This is a genomic window from Planctomicrobium aquicomposti, from assembly GCF_051466325.1.
In the GTDB taxonomy this organism is placed as follows: domain Bacteria; phylum Planctomycetota; class Planctomycetia; order Planctomycetales; family Planctomycetaceae; genus Planctomicrobium.
In genome coordinates this window covers 4781774-4802455 of record NZ_CP195792.1, presented here as the reverse complement: position 1 = coordinate 4802455, position 20682 = coordinate 4781774, and the positions used below count along the sequence as shown (strand labels likewise).

19 protein-coding genes and 1 pseudogene are annotated in these 20682 nt (G+C 57.7%); 11 read left to right on the top strand and 9 right to left on the bottom strand.

From position 1 onward, the window contains the following. Window positions 1–86: 86 nt before the first annotated feature. The 7 genes and pseudogenes from SH664x_RS18450 to SH664x_RS18420 form a co-directional block, all read right to left on the bottom strand. Window positions 87–1082, bottom strand: coding sequence for a hypothetical protein (locus SH664x_RS18450; protein WP_437203377.1), 996 nt, complete (start codon window positions 1080–1082; stop codon window positions 87–89). Continuing rightward, a complete protein-coding gene (locus SH664x_RS18445) occupies window positions 1082–2608 on the bottom strand; it encodes a DUF499 domain-containing protein (RefSeq protein ID WP_437203375.1) in 1527 nt (508 codons plus the stop codon). The genes SH664x_RS18450 and SH664x_RS18445 overlap by 1 nt, the downstream gene beginning before the upstream one ends. 96 nt (window positions 2609–2704) lie before the next feature. Continuing rightward, a pseudogene (locus SH664x_RS18440) lies at window positions 2705–3148 on the bottom strand (IS5 family transposase); the annotation flags it as partial. Further along, window positions 3094–3543 (bottom strand): transposase, encoded by a 450-nt coding sequence (locus SH664x_RS18435; RefSeq protein WP_437203373.1) that lies wholly within the window; start codon window positions 3541–3543, stop codon window positions 3094–3096. The gene SH664x_RS18435 and the pseudogene SH664x_RS18440, both read right to left, overlap by 55 nt. A 77-nt stretch (window positions 3544–3620) precedes the next feature. Further along, window positions 3621–4523 (bottom strand): tetratricopeptide repeat protein, encoded by a 903-nt coding sequence (locus tag SH664x_RS18430; RefSeq protein WP_437203371.1) that lies wholly within the window; start codon window positions 4521–4523, stop codon window positions 3621–3623. Window positions 4524–4747: 224 nt separating this feature from the next. Beyond that, complete coding sequence (locus tag SH664x_RS18425; RefSeq protein WP_437203369.1) at window positions 4748–5710, bottom strand: nucleotidyl transferase AbiEii/AbiGii toxin family protein; 963 nt, start codon at window positions 5708–5710, stop codon at window positions 4748–4750. After that, the gene (locus SH664x_RS18420; RefSeq protein ID WP_437203368.1) at window positions 5697–6455 is read right to left on the bottom strand and encodes a DUF6088 family protein; all 759 of its coding nucleotides are present in this window, start codon (window positions 6453–6455) and stop codon (window positions 5697–5699) included. Before SH664x_RS18420 ends, SH664x_RS18425 begins: the two co-directional genes overlap by 14 nt. 214 nt (window positions 6456–6669) lie before the next feature. On the opposite strand from SH664x_RS18420, the gene SH664x_RS18415 reads away from it, so the two are divergent. The 4 genes from SH664x_RS18415 to SH664x_RS18400 all read left to right on the top strand — a co-directional run bounded on the left by SH664x_RS18415 (window position 6670) and on the right by SH664x_RS18400 (window position 9625). After that, window positions 6670–7479, top strand: coding sequence for a ParA family protein (locus SH664x_RS18415; RefSeq protein WP_437203367.1), 810 nt, complete (start codon window positions 6670–6672; stop codon window positions 7477–7479). A gap of 17 nt (window positions 7480–7496) precedes the next feature. Then, entirely contained in the window at window positions 7497–8402 is a 906-nt protein-coding gene (locus tag SH664x_RS18410) for a ParB/RepB/Spo0J family partition protein (protein ID WP_437203365.1), read from the top strand. 175 nt (window positions 8403–8577) lie between these two features. Beyond that, complete coding sequence (locus tag SH664x_RS18405; protein WP_437203363.1) at window positions 8578–9054, top strand: helix-turn-helix domain-containing protein; 477 nt, start codon at window positions 8578–8580, stop codon at window positions 9052–9054. A gap of 1 nt (window position 9055) precedes the next feature. Continuing rightward, the gene (locus tag SH664x_RS18400; RefSeq protein ID WP_437203362.1) at window positions 9056–9625 is read left to right on the top strand and encodes a PIN domain-containing protein; all 570 of its coding nucleotides are present in this window, start codon (window positions 9056–9058) and stop codon (window positions 9623–9625) included. A gap of 552 nt (window positions 9626–10177) precedes the next feature. Here the strand turns inward: SH664x_RS18400 and SH664x_RS18395 are convergent. After that, complete coding sequence (locus SH664x_RS18395; protein ID WP_437203361.1) at window positions 10178–10327, bottom strand: hypothetical protein; 150 nt, start codon at window positions 10325–10327, stop codon at window positions 10178–10180. 158 nt (window positions 10328–10485) lie between these two features. On the opposite strand from SH664x_RS18395, the gene SH664x_RS18390 reads away from it, so the two are divergent. The 7 genes from SH664x_RS18390 (at window position 10486) to SH664x_RS18360 (ending at window position 18309) form a co-directional block, all read left to right on the top strand. Next, window positions 10486–10776, top strand: a complete 291-nt coding sequence (locus SH664x_RS18390) for a hypothetical protein (protein WP_437203359.1) — start codon at window positions 10486–10488, stop codon at window positions 10774–10776. A 195-nt stretch (window positions 10777–10971) separates the two neighbouring features. Beyond that, a complete protein-coding gene (locus tag SH664x_RS18385) occupies window positions 10972–11199 on the top strand; it encodes a hypothetical protein (protein ID WP_437203357.1) in 228 nt (75 codons plus the stop codon). Window positions 11200–11999: 800 nt separating this feature from the next. Next, window positions 12000–12899 (top strand): c-type cytochrome, encoded by a 900-nt coding sequence (locus tag SH664x_RS18380; protein ID WP_437203355.1) that lies wholly within the window; start codon window positions 12000–12002, stop codon window positions 12897–12899. A 109-nt stretch (window positions 12900–13008) separates the two neighbouring features. Next, the gene (locus SH664x_RS18375) at window positions 13009–13623 is read left to right on the top strand and encodes a hypothetical protein (RefSeq protein ID WP_437203353.1); all 615 of its coding nucleotides are present in this window, start codon (window positions 13009–13011) and stop codon (window positions 13621–13623) included. Window positions 13624–13920: 297 nt separating this feature from the next. After that, window positions 13921–15162, top strand: a complete 1242-nt coding sequence (locus SH664x_RS18370) for a hypothetical protein (protein ID WP_437203351.1) — start codon at window positions 13921–13923, stop codon at window positions 15160–15162. Between the two features lie 210 nt (window positions 15163–15372). Further along, window positions 15373–16617 carry a hydrolase gene (locus SH664x_RS18365; RefSeq protein WP_437203350.1) on the top strand — a complete coding sequence of 415 codons (1245 nt, stop codon included), beginning with the start codon at window positions 15373–15375 and terminating at the stop codon, window positions 16615–16617. 300 nt (window positions 16618–16917) lie between these two features. After that, window positions 16918–18309 (top strand): aminotransferase class III-fold pyridoxal phosphate-dependent enzyme, encoded by a 1392-nt coding sequence (locus tag SH664x_RS18360; protein WP_437203349.1) that lies wholly within the window; start codon window positions 16918–16920, stop codon window positions 18307–18309. A 189-nt stretch (window positions 18310–18498) separates the two neighbouring features. Here SH664x_RS18360 and rny read toward each other — a convergent pair whose 3' ends face one another. After that, window positions 18499–20043 carry a ribonuclease Y gene (rny, locus tag SH664x_RS18355; protein WP_437203347.1) on the bottom strand — a complete coding sequence of 515 codons (1545 nt, stop codon included), beginning with the start codon at window positions 20041–20043 and terminating at the stop codon, window positions 18499–18501. Window positions 20044–20682 lie beyond the last annotated feature (639 nt).

Here is a 20682-nt window from a genome sequence, read left to right as displayed (position 1 = left end):
CCACCCTCGATCCGTTGAATGCTCTTCCGGTAATTCCGTTGATGCTTGTTCTTCGATGTTCGTTCTGTCGCCTGCGAGCCGACCCGTTATTTCGACAACTCGATGAACGGGACGAAGACTTCCAGCAGCGACAAGCCGCCGTGATGCAGCGTGGGGTAGCCCCCGGAACTCTTCCATTTCCGCCGACCGAGGACGTGCCGATGCGAACCGTGGCTGGTGACCAGCCGCAGGTCAATCGGCGGCACCCATGCCCCGTCTTCGCTGACGCTGGTCGCCGTGCGTCCGCTCTTGAAGAGCTTCTTCATGTACTCGACCTGATCCTTGTCCACGAGGTCGGGGAACAAGCCGCAGGCGGCGTAGCCGTGATCGCTGGTGATGACAAGCCGCCGCCCGGTCGCCAGCCGTTCGACAAACGCCCAGAAGTCATCGGACGTGAAATGCTCGTGCGTCTCCCTCGCCAGCTTGTGCAGCCCTTCGCCCGGCACTGACAAATCGTGCATCCGGGCATCGGGAAAGTGATGCCAGAAGACGACGTGCTGCTGATTGCCGACCAGCCCGATGCAGTCCTTCCAGTTGAGGTTGGACGATTCGGTTGCCGCCCCGGTCAGCTTGTGGGCACCACCGGCACCGTTGTTCTCCAAGGCGGATCGCTGTGCGAAGCCGAGTGCCTTGGCGAAGGGTGAGGTTTCGCAGGGAAGTTCGGTTCCACGAGGACCAGCGGCATGAATGGTGTAACCCCGGTCGCTCGCCTGACCGAGCAGCCACGGCGTTTCCCGCAGCGAGACGCCATCGAGGATCAGCACCGCTTTGCCGCCGTGGATGCGTTTCCAGAATTCCACGATTCCGGCACTGGCTTTCGGGACGCTGGTCTCGAACTCGTTCCACAAGTCCCAACAGGAGCCAGAGAGGGTGTTTTCCAGTTCCGTGATGCTGCGATCCCGCTTCACGACCTCGGCGTCGGCGACAGCCGGTGCGATAGGAGCGGAGAACGTCTGCCAGAGATGGTCGGCGATGTCGCCCCATGCCTGTTGCGGCGGACCACTGGTGACGGATTCGAGGAGATCGGCAGTGAATGAGGACATCAGTTGCTCTCCTCCTTCTCGCCCTGTACTTCTTTTTCAAGGTCGAGTGCGTAGGTCACGCCATCGGGCAGGTGTTTGATGAGAGCCTGAAGCTGTGCCCCGGTCATCTTGCCGACTTTGAGGGCGACATTGTTGACGCTCGTGGCGGGACCGATGCCCCACGACTCGACCTGACCGAGCAGGTTGAGACCGGAAGTCGGCGGTGCCGAGCAGGATTTCTTGGAGACGGTTCCCGCTCCACCTGATCCGCCAAACAGATTGCCGGGGGCACCGCCGTTGCCGGACGTTGTGCCGCCTGCGTTCGTACCGCCCGTGACGACAGTTGCACCGTTGCCGCCAGTGCCGCCGACTTCCACCGTTGTTGTCTCCCCGGTCGTGGGATCAGTGACAACCGTCTTGCCGCCGCTGACGGTGACGGCATCAGGCAGCAGCATGATCGTTTCATCGAGATGCTTGCCGGTGCCGAGCTTGCCCTTCATGCGAGTCCAAGCGTCGTCGGCATCTTCGCCGGGCTTGGCTTGCAGCAAATCGAGTCCACGCACATTGATGGCGATCTGCCCCTCGGCACACATGCGGATCACCCGTTCCTTGACGGCGATCTCGCCCAGCCACGGAATGCAGGGCTTGCCGCCCGGTCGAGGTTCACGCAGGTCTTTGAGCAGCTTGCCGACCGATTCGGAGTTCTCGGCGAGCTTGAGAACGTACTCCTCAAACTCTTCGGGAATGAAGACCTCTTCTCGCACCAGGCGGTCCACCGCTTCGGGAATCTTGTCCCCCTGTGCGTCGTGCTTGGCTTCTTCGAACCGGCACTTGGCAGGCTCGGCGTAGCTCCACTCGCTGAGGAGGGCGAAGCGGTCGAAGCGGCTCTTGAGCTTCGGGATGAGTTCATCCTTGCGGAACGAGCGTTCGAGGTCGGCGTAGACCTTCTCGGTGGTCTTCCATTTCATCGCCAGCCAAACGGCTCTGGCGAGGACGAGCAACTCCCGGTCGTAGTAGATGTTGCCGGTGCCCTTCTGCGGCAGCAGGAACCGGATCGTGTTCCGGTTCTCCTGCATGTGATCCTTCAGCCATTTGCCGAGGACGCCTTCGATCTTCTCTGGGTAGTCGGGGACCACGACCAGCGGCAGGCGAGCATCCCAACTCTTGGGCTGTTCCTTCTCGTCGAACTCCGACCACGGATCGCTCTGCCACTTCCTCTTCAGGACGACGACCCGGTGCTTCGCCGACACTTCTTCCGAACCGCCGATGACCGCACGGATTTCCTTGGCGAGATGTTCAACGTCTTCGCCGTTCTGGAAGAGCTTGTCATTCTTGGCATGAGCCAGCAGCTTCGACCGGGCGTTGACATCGTGCTTGAAGACGAGACGGGTTCCGACAGGATGGATGTTCCAACTGTTGTCAACGATGTTTGCGAGTTCGACCTCGAACTGGTTGTCGTCGATGGGCTTGTCTGCGGTGATGTCGATCTGAAGCTCGTAGGGTTCGGCACCCGCCATCTGATCGACCGTCAGGGACCGCAACCACAAGGCACTGATGATCTCCTCGGCGTGTGGAATGGCGGTCTTGGGATTCGGGACGGCATCGACGACCGCTTCGTAGTTGCGAAGTGCCTTGAGGTAGTTTCACAACCCTTTGATGATGGTGTACAGGCAGGCTAAGTGAACGAAGCCTTCGAACAGTTCGGCGTAGTATTCCCAGCGAGTGATCAATCGGCGGCAGTTCTGCAGCCAACTGAAAGTGCGCTCAATTCGGTATCGGCGTTCGTATCGCCGCAATGCTCGACCGTCCTGCAGTCGAGGCTTGGTTCGTTTGTCTCGGTGCGGGCAGATCAGTTCGATGCCACGGGACAGAAGATGTTCCCTCAACCAGTCGGCATCGGCAGCTTTATCGTACAGCAGGCGACGCGGCTTGCCGTGTGGAGGGCATTGATCAATCAATGTTTGGATCGTGGTCACCTCGCTGTAATTGGCAGAGGTGGTATATGCCGAGAGTGGAATGCCTCGTCCATCAGTCAGGAGGAGGATGCGGGTTCCGTTGCCACGATGACAACGTCCCACGTCGTCACCCCTTTTTTTGCCCGTGAAAACGAGCCATCACCGATCGCTTCTTCCCAGTCGATGCCACGTCGCTGTAGCAGCTTGCTGAGCAATCGATCCCAGGCTGCACGAAAGACCCCGTTTCGAGTCCAGTCACGATGGCGTCGCCAACAGGTGACTGGTGAGGGGTATCGTTCTGGTAAATCTTTCCAACGGGCCCCTGTAATCAGTACCCACAGAACGCCTTCCAAGCACTCACGAGAAGATCGCCAAGGGCGTCCTCCACGGGGGCCCACCGGAAGATCAGGAAACAGATCCGCGATCAGAAACCATTGTGCATCAGAGAGAAAGGGCTTCGGGGCCGTCCTGGACCCTGTCTTGTTGGGCCGACGGGGTGTCGGCCACGAAGGCAGGGTAATGAGCATGAGTGTCTCCTTTCACCATGCTCATAAGCACATCCCTTGCCAATCCTGTTCAGTAATCTAAAGGTTGTGAAACTGGCTCATGCAACTGCCCGTTTGCCGGCGATAATCGCTTGGTGAGGGTTTCGCCTTCGCATCCTGGCAAGACATAGGTTTGACCACGCGAGTTGCAGATGTGGCTCCATTTCAGTTGCCTTAACAAAGCTCACCTCGGCTTTTTCTAGTTGTCCCTGTTGAAAGAGGCCATATCCGAGGTTGTTGTGGAGGATTGGCGCTTCCGGGTTAGCCTCGACCGCAAGAGTGCCTTTGATGACAGACTGCGCCACATCCGTGTCAAGAAGTCGCAATGCCATCAGTCCGTGTTTAAAACCCTGGGCGGGTTTGAAATCATGGCAGATTGTCAAACTGGTTTCGAAGGCTTGTACTGCATCTTGGAAATCTTGCGACGCAACCCGGATGTTCCCGTTAGCAAATAACGCAACGCCAAGGTGATAATGAGCCAGATGGTTGTCGGGACACTGCTGGCACGCCAGACGAAATTCGTGAATCGCCGCTTCTCTCAGCCGACGCTGGAGGTGCAGAAGCCCTAGAGAGTAGTGGTACTCCGCGTTGTCAGGATCACTTCGGATTTTCGCCTGCCATGCTGCTACTGCTGTGCTGAGTACGTCCGATTGGACCGAAGTGTCTGAATACGGTACCGCCGAATGAAACAGTAATGGCGCGTTGCAATACGCACATTCGCGCCGTGTTGCGTCTACGCGGCCAGCGCACATCGGACAGGATAGTACGAGGACAACTGGCGTCCGATCAGCGTGGCGGTCTGCTTTTTCGAATTTCGCCGGTGTGCTCATGCTCGCATCAGCACACGAGCGAACACGTTCGCCGCACTGCGGACAAAAGTGAGCACTGCTCGTGAGCAAATGTTTACACGCAGTGCAACGGTGAAACGTGTGATTAGTGTCGTCCGGCAATGACAAAGTCATAAATGTGGAACTCCATCGGCAGCATCACATTGCAATACAATCGGCATCCTAGAACGATGCCTGAAGAGGGGAAGAGTGACGAAGGTGCTCAGCGTCGTAGCAGTTGCGAGTTGACACTTCGACGTAAGGCGATCTGGACGTACGTGCCTGCTGACCTTCACACATCCATGTTGGCGTATCGAAAGAGATTTCAAGGGCTTATACGGAATTGCCATTGGCAATTCTCAAAGAAGGTCGCGAATTTCGTCGAACCGTTTCCGCAACTCAGCCCAGGACGGAAGCGGGCCGTAACAAAGCACTCGGCACTGCGATTCAAACTCTGGCCCCAGTTCCGCTTCCAACGTCTCGTCCGGGAACAACGCATTGCTGTCGCGAAAGCTCATTCCTTCAGGTGGAAAGTACCCACGGTCAAAGAACTCGCGACTGATCGTGTCATAGTCCGCCTTGATCTCGGCATACTCATCGGACTGGAGCATCGCGAGCACTTCAGGGAGCTGGGAAAGCTGAAACAGGTCGTAGTAATGCCGGGCGTACGAGCCGATTCGCTGCCCGTGCTGTTTGAAGAGTTGGACTTTGCCGTGAATGGTAAAGAGCTTCTCCACAAACGTCCTACGGAAATGGAGCAGACGCATCGTGAACGGCGTCTCGTCCTCCGCGCTTAAGCTCGTGCCCGTTTCTCTCAGGAACCGAGCCACGTACGACTCAAGCGACAGATCCGCCGTCGGCTGCCTTCCGCTGGCGATTCCAGCTTCCAGAAACACTTCCCCTTTAACCTCACCAGCACCGCCGAAAACTTGCTGGTACCCTGACCGGTCGTTTCGTCCGAATCCGCCGAAGGTCTTGCTCTGATCCTTCAGAAAGGTCAGCCCAGGCACGCCGGCCACCGCATCACGGAGCAGCTTCAATTCCCGGTCGATTCCGCGCTTGTTCAAAGCGGGGTCAAACGCCGCTGGGTCCAAGAACAGGTCGATGTCTTCCGAAAATCGCTGAATCAGGTTCCAGCCCTTCGACAAGCTGGTACCGCCCTTGAAAATCACCCTGTCCTGGCCAGCACTCGCAATCGCACGCAAGGCTTCGGTGACGAAGTAATCCTTCTCCACCATCGCCGGGCGTAACCCCGAGCCGCTGAAATAGTCAACGGCCCGGAGTACCGCCTGATCGAAATCTTCATGTTCAGACAGTCGCACGGAAACTGCGCTCCTTTGCCTGCCACCGGCTTGCAGACTCCAGTTCTGCAAGTGCGCCGAAATCAAACTTGGTCAGCGGATTCAGCGTCGCACGCAGCGACTTGAGCAGACTCTTCGGCGCACCGAGTTCCTCCCCCAAGGCTCCGAGCATCGCCCGAACCCGAGGGGGTTCGGTCGCCGAGACGGCGGCCAACCGAGAGAATCGGCCTTTCTCCCCAAGCAGGTTCAGTAGTCGCTGAATCGTCTCTTTCGCCGTCAATTCGCTAGGCTCGCCTCGCAACCGTAGAAACTCCAAAACTGCGGCATCCGTCTCTGAAAGTGATTCCCAGGCAGGCGGACGGCGAGTATGGACAACTGTGCCTTCGTCTTGAAGCAATCGCGGAATGCTTCGCGCCGTCGTGGCGATTTCTGCTTTGGCGGGATTCTGAGTCGTAAACCCCAGCGCGTTTGCTGCTGAGAGGCCAGCGGGAAACAGCTTGGCGTTTCTGGCAGCAACGCTGCGAAGCATTGCAGGGTTTGGCCGACTCGCTCCGAAGACCGTACGTCGCGGCCGGAAATAGATTCCCTTCCCGACGCGTTCAAGTTCGCCATTGCGGTGAAGTCGAGACAGAGCTTGAGCGACTGCACCAAATGGCAGCGCACCGAAGTCCTCCAAACGCCACAGACGCTCCCCGCCATTCTCGACCTGTTGAAGGACGAGCCTTGCCGTTCCAAGTGATGACGATGTGCGCGTGGTGGTAGCCATGCTTCAAGTATCGGCTCGCCTGCGCCGAATGTCAAGTTTTACGTCCTTAAAACTTGACGTCTTGGGATACATTCAACAGGTAGCCGTCGACCACAAAACCAGTGCTGGAAAAGATTTCCGTTGCGGCCTTGCCCAGCTTGTGCCAGCGTATCGAAAGAGATTTCAAGGGCTTACGCGGAATTGCCACTGGCAATTCCCAAATTGCGGAGACGCCGTGACAACCACCATTTGCCTCATCAACCAGAAAGGCGGCTGCGGAAAGAGTTCCACATGCTTCCACCTGGCCGGAGCCTTTGCCCTGCAAGGTCACCGCGTGTTGCTGGTTGATGCAGATCCGCAAGGCTCCCTCAGCCCAGGATTCCTTGGTTCCGCTATCGCAGAGAACCTTCCCGCCTCAGCGACACTCGCATCGCTGTTCGATGACGAGTTCGGATTCGCTGACCTGCACTCGCTGCCGCAGCCCACCGAGTTCGAACGAATCTCGATTGTGCCTGCGAATCAACAACTCGCGCAGCACAATCGGCCAGTGCCGGAAAACGAAGGCCTGAAGCAGTTCGCCGTACGGGAGCTTCTCGAAACGGTCACCGGCCACGACATCGTGCTCATCGACTGTCCGCCCAATCTGTACTTGTGCAGTTGGGCGTCGATGGTTGCATCGGACTACGTCGTGATTCCAGTTCCGCCGGAAGACTTCGGCACACAGGGGTTGCGAACGGTCCATCAAGCGATCGACAACGTGCGCAAGCTCAATCCCGACCTTCGTCGTCTGGGCCATTTGGTGACGCGCTACGACGCGCGGTTGCTCGTGCATCAGTCGTATCACGCGAAGCTGCAAACGCTGTATCGCGACACGGTGTTGAACACCGTGATCCCCGAGGCGTCCGCATTCAAAGTAGCCCTGACCTGCCGCAAACCAGTCGGCATGTATAGCCCTCGCTCTCCAGCAGCCAAGCTGACCGATCAGCTTGCGCAAGAGATTATGAACCGCATCGCTGCTCGATATTCGAGACAGCACGTAGCGTAACGCCCGTAGGATTCAGGATGGGAAAGACACGTACGACCTTGGAGCAAATCTCAGGTAACCTCGAAGAATCATTGGGAGTTCGTGAAGTCGATCTCAGCCCGAGATTGAGTCCGGTGGCATCGGCAAAGGATGTCGGCAGACGGGCAATTCGCAACTTCGGCAAGGTCGATATCAACCAAGTCATCCCCGACCCCGATCAGCCGCGAGTCGAGTTTTCGCAAGACGCCATCGAGCGATTGTCTCAGAGCATTCTCGACAAGGGACAGCTCTCGCCGATTCGCGTTCGCTGGGCCGCTGATCTGGAAAAGTGGATCATCATTTCCGGCGAGCGACGCTGGCGCGCCACGCGACACGCAGGACTGCCGACGATCGACTGCTACTTCCACGAAGGCGAACTGGCCAAAACGGAGATCATGGAGCAGCAGCTCATCGAGAACTTGCTGCGTGAAGATCTCTCGCCGATGGAAGAAGCGAAAGCGTTTCGCGGCCTGATGGAAGTCAACGGCTGGAACGGAAAGCAGGTCGCAGACGCACTGCGCGTTCCGGCCTCGAAGGTCAGCCGCGTACTCTCCCTTCTCGATCTGCCACCTGACATTCAGCAGAAAGTCGAGTCCGGGGAAATCGCCGCGAGAACAGCTTACGAGTTGTCGAAGCTCTCAAACGAAGATTCCCAACGGCAACTTGCCGATCAGGCGGCAGCGGGACAACTGACAATCAGCGATGCGTCGAATGCGGTTCGCAAGCGGGCCGGAAAGGCAAAGTCAGCACCGCGTGGAACTCGCCAGGTGATTGTTGTCGAGAACGGCTGGAAAGTGACCATCACGGCCCAGCAGAAAGGCACGTATGACGAGATCGAACGGGCCTTGCAGCTTGCACTGGAGGATGTCCAGACCCGCATCAACAGCGGACTGCAGTTGTTCTAAGCCAAGCCACGCGATTCCGGCAGCGACGCAACCTCAGTAAATTCAAGGGGTTGTGTTTGCCGAACCATTTCTCGCCAGGACTCATCGAAACAATCGAAACGATTTTCGTCTATTTCGTTTGTTGCTTTTGTTTCGATTGGACGATATACTGCATAAATCCATGAGGAATCAAATTATGGCGTCCACCCTGATCGACTTCCCCGAAACCGTCACCCCTACCGAAGCAGACTCGCGCCTTGCAGAGGCTTCCAGCCGTCAACTGGTCAAGCTCCTCAGCGGCAAGCGAGCCAAGAAGAGCTTCGACCTGCGCATCGAGCCAGACGGCGGACCCGAAGAGCGAATCGCTATCCCGCTCTCAGCGTTCAAGCTGTTGTCTGACATTCTCACTGAGATGGGCAAAGGAAACGCTGTTACGCTGATTCCAGTGCATGCCGAGTTGACCACTCAGCAAGCGGCGGACATTCTCAACGTCTCGCGTCCGTTTCTTGTCGACTTGTTGGAAAAGGGTACTCTGCCATTTCGGAAGGTTGGCACTCATCGTCGCATTCTCTTTCGCGACTTGATGGAGTACAAACAGCAGGTGGATAAAGATCGCTTGAAGGCCTTGGAAGAACTCGCTGCCCAGGCCCAGGAACTGAAGATGGGCTACTGAGGTGAGCAATTTTACTGCCGTGTATGACGCCTGCGTGCTCTACCCGGCACCGCTGCGTGACCTGCTGATGCATCTTGCACTGTCAGATCTTTTCCGGGCCAAATGGACTGACGCCATCCACGATGAGTGGACCCGCAATGTCCTCAAGGATCGACCAGATCTGGACCCTGCGAAAATTGCGCGCACACGAGAGCTGATGAATGCCCACGTCAGAGATTGTCTCGTGACTAACTTTGAGGATTTGATCCCCGCGCTGACATTACCCGACCCTGACGATCGCCATGTACTGGCTGCTGCAATCCGCTCCGGTGCCGATGTGATCGTGACCTACAACTTGAGCGACTTTCCAGCGGACGTGCTCGCCCACTACGGAATTGAAGTGCAGCATCCCGATGAATTCATCATGCACTTGCTCGACCTTGCTCCAAACGTCGTCTGCGCGGCAGCCAAACGACAGCGCGAGAATCTGAAGAATCCCGCATACTCCGTCGAGGACTTCTTGGAAGCCTTGGAACGACAGGCCATCCCGCAGACGGTGGGAGTTCTGCGCCAGTTTGCCGCTCTGATCTAACGCAGCAGACAGATTTTCCAGATTCGGACGGTTTTCCGTTTCCGGAAATTCGACGGTTTCTGGAAAATCAGCTTCGATCACAGGTTCCGGGTTCGCGATACCGGCAACAAAAATGGCCTGGGGGTTACCCAGGCCGACGAGTCACAGCCGACTGACGTAGATGATCAGATAAACCGCGATCAGCCAAATGAGCAGGTGTTGACACACACTCAAAAACCGATCGAGACGCTTCATTGACCTCCAGAAAGCCGACTCTTGATCTCGCCACTCCTTCGCTTCGAGTTCCCACTTGTACATCGTGTTTCTCCATTGTTGCTGTCATACGTTCGTGCAATCAGGTCGTGGACCTGCTTGAACGAAAGCACCGCTGCGATGGAGAAGAACTCTGTTCCGAAGGCCCTCTTGTGTTTGCGTTCCCGAGGAAGGAACAGATCAGCCCGACAATGCGGACTGAGAAATTCGGTTGAATGCGATATTGAATCAGCCATGCGAGCACGGCTGGTAATCTGCAAAAATGGCCTGGGGATTACCCAGGCCGACGGAAGCAAAAAGCTAGAGCTTGGACAGAGCCAGCGCCCAGACTCCAAACGCCAGGAGACAAACCCAGCCGAGTGAAATCAGTCGACGCTGCGCCATGTCCAAAGCCATGTCTCTTGCCCTTCGCTTCCGCCACTCCTTCGAATCACGTTTCTTCTTGTTCATGTTTCCTCCATCGTTTGTTGTTTCGTCCTTGCAGACAGGCCCAAACGAAAGCCTGCCGGTCAGAACGAAGCACCGATGTTGGAAAGCGAACTCGACAGAAACGCCGAAGGGTCCTCTTGTGTTTGAGTTCCCGAGGAAGGAACAAAAATCAGCCTGGTATGCAGGCTGAAGAGATCAACGAAGTGCCGACTTCATTTTATGGTGGGGCGCTGCCGCCTCAAGATCGGATGCAGTGCTCCGGGGCCGACAAAATCAAGATCGCAACGGGTTGGGAGGAGCGAGAAAAACGCTGGAATCACGAAGCGAAATCTAAACGGAGTCAGGAGTTGCACGAAGAAGCCAATCGCCAATCTTCTGGCCTCCAGCGTTCAAACTCGCCGATGAAAAGTTCAAATGACGTCTTGTTCTCTCGACTTGGCCGTAACATACTGTACGGCAACGGCTTGTGATTTCCAAGCCGCCAATGGAAACATCGGGAAATTCCCGATCACCTCGGATGGTGGAAGCGGAAACGCCCACAATCGGAAACCGTCAAAAATTTCCGCGTGCCTTTGCGCGGAAGGGTTGAACACGGAATCCGTTTTTCGCATCCGAGGTTTTTTATTGACCACGCCACGGCAGGCGGCAACCCCTTGGGGTGACCGATGGCGACTTCTAAACGTGACGAGTTTTTGGGCGGCTGCATTCTCGCCGGACTGCTGTTTCTCTGGTTCAGCTGGCCAGGTTCACATTCCGGGGCCAATTCTCACCGGAGCATTAAAGTCGGCGAAACTGCCACCCTGCGAATGAAGAACGGCAGCGAAGTCCCAATTGCATTCACCAGGGACGCTTATGACCGCATGATGAAGCTCAGCCGGGCAAAGGATCTGTAGGGTCTCAATGCCCTTGTGCTGACTGGCGCAGTGAAAGAGACCCCATCAGGGACATCCTGCCGCGTTGTTGACATCGGCATATTCTGTACTGAGGTTCGCTTGCAATCCGGCCCCTTCAACGGCAGGTCCGCATTTGTCTCGTCCGATTTCCTGCAGTGACCCTACGTCGGCCATGTCAACTCGGATCTGAATACATCAGCAGGTCATCGACGCAGAGCCGCATCGACGGATTGCCGGTGCTCGTGACTGGGTAGTGCTTCGCGTACGTTGTCGGCGTGTCTGTCGACAGCGGCGGCCGCTGCGTTGACGAATGCCCGTTGAGGCCAATCGCTTTGCCTGCCGGTCACACTCGACGTTGCCCCGCTGACTCCTTCCCTGCCGCGAATGGTTCTGTCTGGAAGTCGTGACCGAATCGACACTCTTTCAGCCGGCTCGTCATCTTGATCAGGTTGCTCTTTCCACTGCCCACGCAGCAAGCGTATCGTCTGGTGAAACGCTGGCTTCCGGGTGGTGAAAGAGAGAGACAATCAAAAGTCAAAACGCTGTAGATGCCTTCTGGTTTCCTTTCTGCATCCGCATTGGGAACGCTCCGGGAATTCCGGTGTGGAACAATGAGTCATGGCCCTGTTCGCTCGAAATGCGGATCAGAAAGTCCGGGCTGCAGCGTTTGCTGTAGAATTGTTGCGGAATGAATTCGCAGGAAACTGAAGCTCCCATCGGGTATCCTGAAGACCGTCAACTTAACGGGGTTCTGTTCCCCCCCCCCCCCCCCGCACTGGCAGTCGTCCCGAGGGTGACGTATGGCAGTGGCCTTCCCACCGGCCGATTGGAGCAGGAGTTTTTCAATGCCGGGTTGCCGAAAGGATCTTGCCTTGTGGAACCGGACTCATTTTCTGGCGGCCTCTCTCTGCATCACTGTCTTAGGACTTGAGCTGTGTCCTTTTGTATTCGCAGAGAATCCCCCGCCCGGGGCAAGGGCTCTGCCTGAGGGGCCTCTGGGAGAGGTGATCGAGCGAGGACGCACGCTGGTTGAGCAGACCACCTCACACCCCCTCACCAAACCATATATCGGGAATGCTCTCAATTGCACCTCGTGCCATTTGAAGAACGGCACGGATCCGAGAGCAGCCACCTTTCTCGGGGTGGCCACTGCTTACCCGGCGTGGTCGCCCCGTGAACAACGGGTGATCACTCTTGAGGACCGAATCCTGAACTGTTTCATGCGGAGCTGTCATGGAACGCGACCTCCACTTGGCAGCGAGGTCTCTGTGTCGATTGCTGCCTACATTACCTGGCTCTCGGAAGACCAGCCACTGAAAATGAACGGCAAGAGTTCTCTGGGGCCATCTGCGGTTCCGGTCCTGAAACTCGATTTGGAGATGGCGGATCAGGCTCGCGGAAAGGACCTCTATACCACTCGCTGTGCCGCATGTCATGGTGATGATGGCCAAGGGGACAACGACAATCCGCCCGTCTGGGGGAAGCGCTCCTTCAACGACGGAGCGGGCCTGGCGGACGTCATTAAACTTGCCTCCTGGCTCAAGGTTTCGATGCCTCTTGATGAAACAGATCTGACAGAGCAGGAGGCTCTCGATCTCGCTGCCTATGTTAATTCCCATGAGCGTCCAGCATTTCAGCTGCGGGAACACATGCCGGAAACAAGTCGCCTCGGAGAATATAACTCGAGAGCGACCCCCTGACAGCCAGCTCCCCTTTCCAGACCCTCTCTGTCGAGCGGTCCTCGCTGGCCGAATTGCTGCTCTCAAGGCGAGGCACGTCAACACCCCCTGTTCAGGCCCGGAAGATTGCATGCTCTGGCCCATCGTTTTGCCTGCCCAGATTACGTTTGCACTCCTGCTGGCCCTGATTGCATTCCTGACTGCGAGGGCTCCTGCGTGGAAGTGGCGACGGCGCCGCACTCTGATGATCTCGTCGCTGCTGGGCGTTCTGCTCTTTGTCCCCTCCTGCCTGGGAATCATGGGGATCGTCGACAGATTCCGCTTTGGGACATTCGAATTCGCCACGGCATCCGAGGTGAAAGACTTCCGCATTGAACGATTTTTGCCCCCCACTGCCACGGCGATTACGCTGAGAAAAGATCCTACCGGACACTGGGCAAGGTATTCGATCCCGGAATCCGACCTGCAGGCGTTCGTCGAGGGCCTCTGGAAAAGATCGGGTGAGCATTCGGCAATTCCTCGTGAGGAACTGCCATCGCCTCCGCGCGCGAGTCCAGTCGCTTCCGCTTCTGACACCAGAACCCTGATTCGCTCAGAATTCCAACGGAAGTTCGAGGCGACCGGATGGGAGACCCCTTCGACTCTCCTTGAAATGCATGGCCCTGTCGAACCTGATGGGGGAGGGGTCATTTATTTCTATGACCCGATAACACAAGCGGCCTACCACAGAGGCCGCTACTGGTGAGTTCGAACAACTCAACGGGACCGGTCCCTGCGATGGCTGTTCGAACCAGAATCGCTGACACCGGGCGAGTAAATCGTCTGACTCCATGTTGGGGCGGGTAGATCGCAGTCGGAATAGAACTTGTCGCCGGTCTCTCTGCCCCACTCGATTTTGAGCAGGTGATCGAGGCGAGCGCCGTTCTACCGTGCCGCTTCAGCTGCCGCTGGTTCCGTGAGTGTGCGCATGCCACATCATCGGCAATGTTGTATAATCTTCCCCGTAACTTCAAGAACTTTTTCGAAATGAGCGGGACGTGAAATGATTGATCCTCTTTCCACATTCGGTTCAAAATTTATTGAAGACGCTTCTAAGTTGATAAGAGCTCAACGAGAGCTTTTAAGATCACCATCTTTACGAGGGTTGCTGGCGGAAGAAATATCGAATTCAAACCAGCCCCTTGGATTGCCACAGCATCCAGTATGGGGTGATGCTCAGGAAAACTCGATCCTTTCCGAGCACAGAAAAGCGATCGACAATATTGCGCGTGGGATGGCGGCAGTGCAGTCGGAGATTAATCGCCGGGTCACGCGGTTCGCTGAGGCGTCTCGATCCATACCCGCTTCAGCTATTGAACGGTTAAGTGGTGCAGAGGCACTTAATCTTGAGATTCGAAACTCAATTGCAGCACGGGTGACAGAATCGTTTCGATTCATCCCCGCGAGCCATCTTGCCGTGCGGGGGTCCCTGGCTGAACAGGTGATCCAACCTTCTCGGTCCATTATCGCTTCATCCACAGGATGGCTCAACGACATAGCGGCGAGTCAGTTCGCCACACAAAACTCCATCGTCAGTGAGTTGGCAAAGGCGAGAGAAAGACTGAGAGAAATACATGAATTGCACACGAAGTGGCCGTTCACAAATTCTCTGGTGGATATCCTAGAGACGATGGAGGAAACGTTAGAAGACGGCAATCCAGGAATGGGAGTGGAGCTCCGCGAGATTCGTGAGGAGGTTGATACACTCAGGCAGTCGCAAGAGTTCACGGTATCCACTCCTCTTCAGAGGGTTGCTCTGTTTTGGCAGTGGCTGCGGAACGTGTGTAAACGGCACGGCCTCATTGGAGCCATGATTCTACACGTTCTGAAATTGCATTTCGATATCTACTACGAGGAATTGTACAACAGAATTCGCGAGATCTCGGACGACAAGCCATCTGTTATCATCCAGCACATTCATTGTCAGGAGTTCCACTTATTTAATTGTGACAATACGGCGATCATCTCAGCGCGAGTGACGGTGCGGTCTACGCCTCGGAAGAAAGGGATGAAAGTTGCAACATTGCACCGTGGGGAGATTGTCTGGCTGTCGCAACGAAATGCGAAATGGAGTCGCGTGCAATGGACGGAACGAGGCATGCGGCATGAAGGATGGGTAAAGGGAAAGCATTTAAGAATGGTTCAGAAGACACGCGGCAACATCACCTCCTCGACCCCCAGCGGTTCAGTTCATTCGCCACCACGTCGGCCAGAATCCGGGACTCCTCCTGAGAAATGCGAGTGATGTTCGGCAGATTGAACGTCACACTGCGGCTGCCGCCGGCCCCCTCCGCTGTGGTCGGGTCAACACGGGTAGACCAATCGACGAAATGTCCTAGACTTCTGGTGCAGCGACCCCGAGTGCAAAGCCGGCTGCGGTGAGCTGTGCGCCCGGCTGCCGAGTGCGAGGGGCCGACTGCATTGTTCCGGAAGGTGTTCCGTCGTGGGTGAGTCGGTGACGTCTGCATACGAGCCTTACCTCTCCTGGATTGATGCCCAGCAACCGACGCTGGTCGATCTGCTGTGCCGCTGGTCGAACATCAATACGGGGACGTTGAATCTGGAGGGGATCAACCGGCTGCTGCCGCTCCTCTCCTCAAGTTTTGCGGATCTGGGAACCGTCACGCTGCACGATTCCGCCGCGCATGAAATCATCGATGCCGGCGGTCGGCTGGTGGCACTTCCCTTGGGCAGAAATCTGCGGGTGCAATGCCGTCCGCGGGCTCCCTTGCAGGTTTTGCTCGCGATTCACCTCGACACGGTCTACGGTCCGGACAGTCCCTTTCATTCCGTGAAGATGCTCGACAGCAACACGCTGAACGGCCCCGGTGTGACGGATGCCAAAGGGGGGCTGGTGGTGATGCTGGCGGCTCTCACTGCCTTCGAAAGGTTCGTGGCGGCCAAGAAGAAAAAGCGACTGGGCTGGCAGGTGATCGTCAATTCGGATGAAGAGATCGGCTCACCCGGGTCGACTCCGCTCTTTCAGAAAGTGGCCGGTCAGGTGCAGCTGGGGCTCCTGTTCGAACCGGCTCTCCCGAATGGCAATCTGGTGTCATCGCGGAAAGGGGCGGGGAATTTCTCGATTGTCGTGCGCGGACGGTCGGCCCATGCGGGACGGGATTTCGAACAGGGAAGAAACGCGATTGCAGCCGCTGCCCGGATCGCGTCGCTGCTGGATGGACTGAACGGAACCTGGGAGGGGGTGACACTGAATGTCGCCCGCATCGACGGAGGAGGGCCTTTGAATATCGTGCCCGATCTCGCGGTGGTACGGTGGAACGTCCGCTGCACCGATCGTCAGCACGAACAGCTGGTGCTCGATGCCGTTCAACAGATTCTGGCCGGACAGAAGTGGAGCGATGGGCTCTCGGCGGAAGTGCATGGCGCGTTCACCGCCCCGCCCAAAATCGTCAACGAGCCAGCTTCCGAGTTGTTGCAGGGGCTCATTCACTGCGGCCATGAACTCGGTCTGGAGTTGAGCAGCGAAGCGAGTGGGGGCGTGTGTGATGGGAACCGGCTGGCGGCCTGCGGCGTTCCCAATGTCGATACCCTCGGCGTTCGTGGCGGCAAGATTCACAGCCACGAGGAATTTGTCCTGCTCGACAGTCTGCCGGAACGGGCCCGGCTGACCGCGCTGTTTCTGATGCGGCTGGCGGATGGGACTCTTGAACTGCCGTTTCTGCAAGCCGCCTCGCGTTAGCGCAGTTTGACTTGTGATGGATTCGTTCTCTCCACGCGGAGATGAGCATTTCACCATGCAAAACGCTGGCTGCGCGGGCACAGGCCAGAGCAAACCGCTCGAGCGGATGCGGACTTGGGGGGAAGGAATTCACCACGGCGGCCACTCGCGAGAATACGGACCATCTGGAAGCGATCGACCGCGCAGGCGAGGCAGCGCGAGGCGATCTCGAATCGATAAAATGCTCTCAAACTGCCCCGGTCGCCGGCGTATGATTGGACGTTGCAGAATTACTGCCTCACTCAATTGGCGGAGTGCTCCATGACTTCCTCTCCTTTACAGGCAGATCTGCTGGCCCGCGATCCGCGCGTCCGGCAGGCCCGCGAACTGCTGCTGTCAGCGTTGCGGGATCATCGTCAGCAGTTGACGGGGCTCCGCGAGGCCGATGCATCGCGAGTGGCGGACTACGCACGGGAGATCGAAGAGTTTGCGGAGCTGCGCGGCGGCAGTCTGTTTTATCCGTATCTCGGGAGTGGGATTGGCCACGGTGCACTGGTCGAACTTGCGGATGGGAGCGTGAAGTATGACATGATCACCGGCATTGGCGTGCATGGCTTCGGGCACAGCGATCCGGAGTTCGCGGCTGCGGCCTTCGATGCTGCGCTGGGCGACACAATCATGCAGGGGAACCTGCAACAGAACCGCGAGTCAGAAGCTCTTTGCCGCGATCTGATCGGGCTCGCCCGTGACGGCGGCAGCGCGCTCTCGCACTGCTTCCTGACAACCAGCGGAGCAACCGCCAACGAGAATGCGTTCAAGCTTCTGTTTCAGAAGCGCGCTCCGGCAGACCGCATGCTGGCCTTTGCCAACTGCTTTGCGGGGCGAACGCTGGCGATGTCGCAGGTGACGGATCGTCCCAAAAATCGGGAAGGCCTCCCTCCCTTCGGCGCGGTGGACTATGTCCCATTCTTTGATGCCACAGCGCCGGAGGAGAGTGGCCGGGTGGCTGTCGGGCGGTTGCGAGAACATCTGCAGCGTTACCCTGGTCGCCACGCGGGAATGATTCTGGAACTGATCCAGGGGGAAGGGGGGTACTACACCGCACCTCGCGATTTCTTCGTGGCGATTCTCTCCCAGTTGCGGGAGCATCAGATCCCGATTTTCTTCGATGAAATTCAAACCTTCGGACGAACGACCCGCCCCTTCGCGTTTCAGCATCTGGGACTCGACGACTTTGCGGACGTGGTCACCGTGGGGAAAATCACCCAGATCTGTGCGACGTTATTCCGAAGTGAGCTGAAGCCGAAAGCCGGGCTGATCAGTCAGACATTTACCGGGGCGACCGCTTCCATTCTGGCAGCCCGTTCGCTGCTCGAACGTTTGCAATCGGGAGGCTACTTCGGTGATGACGGACGGATCATGCAGTTGCACCGTCGGTTTGTGGAACACTTCGAACGGATTCAGCAGCAGTGGCCCAACCGTTTTGCCGGTCCGTGGGGACTGGGTGGAATGCTTGCATTCACCGTCTACGGCGGCGCGGCGGAGGCGACCCGGAAGTTCATGAACCAGCTCTATCAGGCGGGGGTCATGACGTTTTCGGCGGGTGCCGATCCGACGCGCGTCCGACTGCTCCCTCCGCTGGGGGTGATCAGCGATCAGGAAATTGATGAGGTGTGCGACATCCTGGAGAAGACGATCCGCGCCGGCCTGTAGAGCATTTTGACTTTTGATGGCTCCCTCCCTGTCACGCGGGAGTCAGTATTTCACCACACGCATGGCCAGCTGTGCGATGGACCGAAAAGAGCAACTTGCCCTGGCCCCCGCATCAGAGCAGGGGGCGAGAGCAGGTTTGATGGTCAGCGCGGGGGGAGGCGATCGAGTCGCAACGTCCCCGCTGCCGCGTTACTTGGCCACGCCAATCGCGCGGATCTCACGCATGACCACCACTTTCACCTCACCGGGGTAGGTCATGTTTTCTTCGACAGCCTGAGCAATTTCCCGTGCCATTTTTGCGGCGGCCCGGTCGTTGATCTGCTTGGGGTCGACCAGCACGCGGACTTCGCGTCCCGCCTGAACGGCATAGACCTCATTGACGCCGGGGAAGCCGCAGGCAATCGCTTCCAGCTCTTCCAGTCGCCGGACATACTTTTCGAGCGTCTCGCGACGGGAACCGGGACGAGATGCCGAGCAGGCATCGGCGGCAGCGGTCAACACCGTGTTGATGTATTCCGGCCGAATGTCATCGTGATGGCCGAGAGCGGCGTGCACCACCTCCGCCGGTTCCCCATACCGTTTGAGCAGCTCGGCCCCAATGGCCGGATGCCCCCCTTCCATTTCGTGATCGGCCGCTTTGCCGATGTCGTGACAGAAGCCGCAGCGACGGGCCATCTGGGCGTCGAGTCCCAGTTGTTCGGCCATCATTCCGGTGAGGTGCGCCACCTCGACCGAGTGCCGCAGCACGTTCTGGCTGTAGCTGACCCGGAAATGAAGTCGACCCATCAGATACAGCAGCTTCTCATGCAGGTTGGGAACGCCCGCTTCTTCGGCGGCCACGCGTCCCAGCTGCAGAATCCGCTCATCCATTTCTTTCTTGGTCTCGTTGACGATTTCCTCGATGCGCGCCGGGTGAATGCGTCCATCCTGCAGCAGCTTCTGCAGGGCGATCTTGGCGATTTCACGACGGACCGTATCAAAGGCGGAGACGACCACCACTCCCGGAGTGTCGTCGACGATCACGTCGACACCGGTCTCTTTCTCAAACGCGCGGATGTTCCGACCTTCGCGGCCGATGATCCGGCCTTTCATTTCATCGCTGGGAATGTCGACGGTGGCGACGGTGGTTTCCGACGTGTGGGCAGAGGCGTACCGCTGGATTGCCATTCCGACGATCTCGCGGGCCAGCTTCTCCTGTTCCTGCTTGAGTTCCTGCTGATACTTGAGCACCAGGCTGCCGGTCTCGCTGCGCAGCTGTTTATCGAGCCGCCCGAGGAGCCGCTCTTCGGCTTCCTGCTTGGTGAGGGAGCTGATCTTGTAGAGTTCTTCCTGTTCCTGCTGGAGCAGCTTTTCGATTTCGCGTTCGCGGTTCTCGATGAACTTGCTCCGTTCGTTGATCCGCTGCTGCTGCTGTTCGACCATCCGCTCCCGCTTTTTGAGATTGTTCTCGGTCTCATTGAGCGAGTTTTCGCGTTTGTCGACCTGTCGCTCCTGCTGGCGGAGGGCTTCGCGGGTCTGTTCCAGCTCGCGGTCGAGCTGCTGCCGCTGCTTGAGGGCGGCTTCCTTCATTTCGAGCTCATTTTCGCGGCGGATCTTCTCCGCGTCGCGCTGGGCATCTTTCAGGATATCGGCGGCGGTGCGGTGCGATTTTCCCTTGCGCACCTGATCGATGAAATAGCCGGCCACCCCCCCAAACAGCAGGGCGAAGACGGCGATCAATGTCGAGCTGAGCATATTGACCCTCAAATCCGGCGTTGAGAGTCCTGCAGCCTGGGTAAGCAGGCAGGCGACGGATGCGGGTGTTCAGGAACAGCCGAACTTCCAGTGAAACTGATTCGTGATCCGCCCGGAAAAAGGCCAGTAGGCGGAACCTGTTCCACGGGGCGCCAGAGTGCCATCCGGAGCGCGTTCAGGCCGTTCGGCAGACCGGACCAGCGGCCCGCATTGCAGCAGCAATGACGGAGACCTGTCTGAATCCGGCACCAACCGGCACCAGGTAACGGTGTTCGCTGAGGGGAGGGTGAGCGCCTGAATCGGCTTGAGGACAAGCCGACGCACAAACGCCATCAACCAGATCAGCAGTGCCGTTACGCACCCCATGAGTGAACTCGTCAACGATCGTGTGAATCTGAATCGGGGACCGAAGTCCCCCGCCTGACCCGCTCCTGAGCTGGGATCGCCTCCGGACAGCCGGCGGGACCGCTCCAGGGAGTGTCTCGACGTAACAACTGGAAGTGTACGACTTTCCGGAACGCCCGCCATCGTTGAACCGCCACTGAGGACTGTCAGCCGGTGATGGAATTTCGGAAATGTGAAGTTGCGGACAACATCTGGCCGCAGGGTGATCATCCTATGCCGAAGGAGAACTCGCTG

Excerpts from the sequence above, each read along its gene's own strand:
- SH664x_RS18450 (WP_437203377.1), bottom strand. The coding sequence starts at position 1,082 with ATGTCCTCATTCACTGCCGATCTCCTCGAATCCGTCACCAGTGGTCCG.
- SH664x_RS18435 (WP_437203373.1), bottom strand. The coding sequence starts at position 3,543 with ATGCTCATTACCCTGCCTTCGTGGCCGACACCCCGTCGGCCCAACAAG.
- SH664x_RS18430 (WP_437203371.1), bottom strand. The coding sequence starts at position 4,523 with ATGACTTTGTCATTGCCGGACGACACTAATCACACGTTTCACCGTTGC.
- SH664x_RS18420 (WP_437203368.1), bottom strand. The coding sequence starts at position 6,455 with ATGGCTACCACCACGCGCACATCGTCATCACTTGGAACGGCAAGGCTC.
- SH664x_RS18410 (WP_437203365.1), top strand. The coding sequence starts at position 7,497 with ATGGGAAAGACACGTACGACCTTGGAGCAAATCTCAGGTAACCTCGAA.
- SH664x_RS18405 (WP_437203363.1), top strand. The coding sequence starts at position 8,578 with ATGGCGTCCACCCTGATCGACTTCCCCGAAACCGTCACCCCTACCGAA.
- SH664x_RS18395 (WP_437203361.1), bottom strand. The coding sequence starts at position 10,327 with ATGAACAAGAAGAAACGTGATTCGAAGGAGTGGCGGAAGCGAAGGGCA.
- SH664x_RS18390 (WP_437203359.1), top strand. The coding sequence starts at position 10,486 with ATGCAGGCTGAAGAGATCAACGAAGTGCCGACTTCATTTTATGGTGGG.
- SH664x_RS18385 (WP_437203357.1), top strand. The coding sequence starts at position 10,972 with ATGGCGACTTCTAAACGTGACGAGTTTTTGGGCGGCTGCATTCTCGCC.
- SH664x_RS18380 (WP_437203355.1), top strand. The coding sequence starts at position 12,000 with ATGGCAGTGGCCTTCCCACCGGCCGATTGGAGCAGGAGTTTTTCAATG.
- SH664x_RS18375 (WP_437203353.1), top strand. The coding sequence starts at position 13,009 with ATGCTCTGGCCCATCGTTTTGCCTGCCCAGATTACGTTTGCACTCCTG.
- SH664x_RS18370 (WP_437203351.1), top strand. The coding sequence starts at position 13,921 with ATGATTGATCCTCTTTCCACATTCGGTTCAAAATTTATTGAAGACGCT.
- SH664x_RS18360 (WP_437203349.1), top strand. The coding sequence starts at position 16,918 with ATGACTTCCTCTCCTTTACAGGCAGATCTGCTGGCCCGCGATCCGCGC.
- rny (WP_437203347.1), bottom strand. The coding sequence starts at position 20,043 with ATGCTCAGCTCGACATTGATCGCCGTCTTCGCCCTGCTGTTTGGGGGG.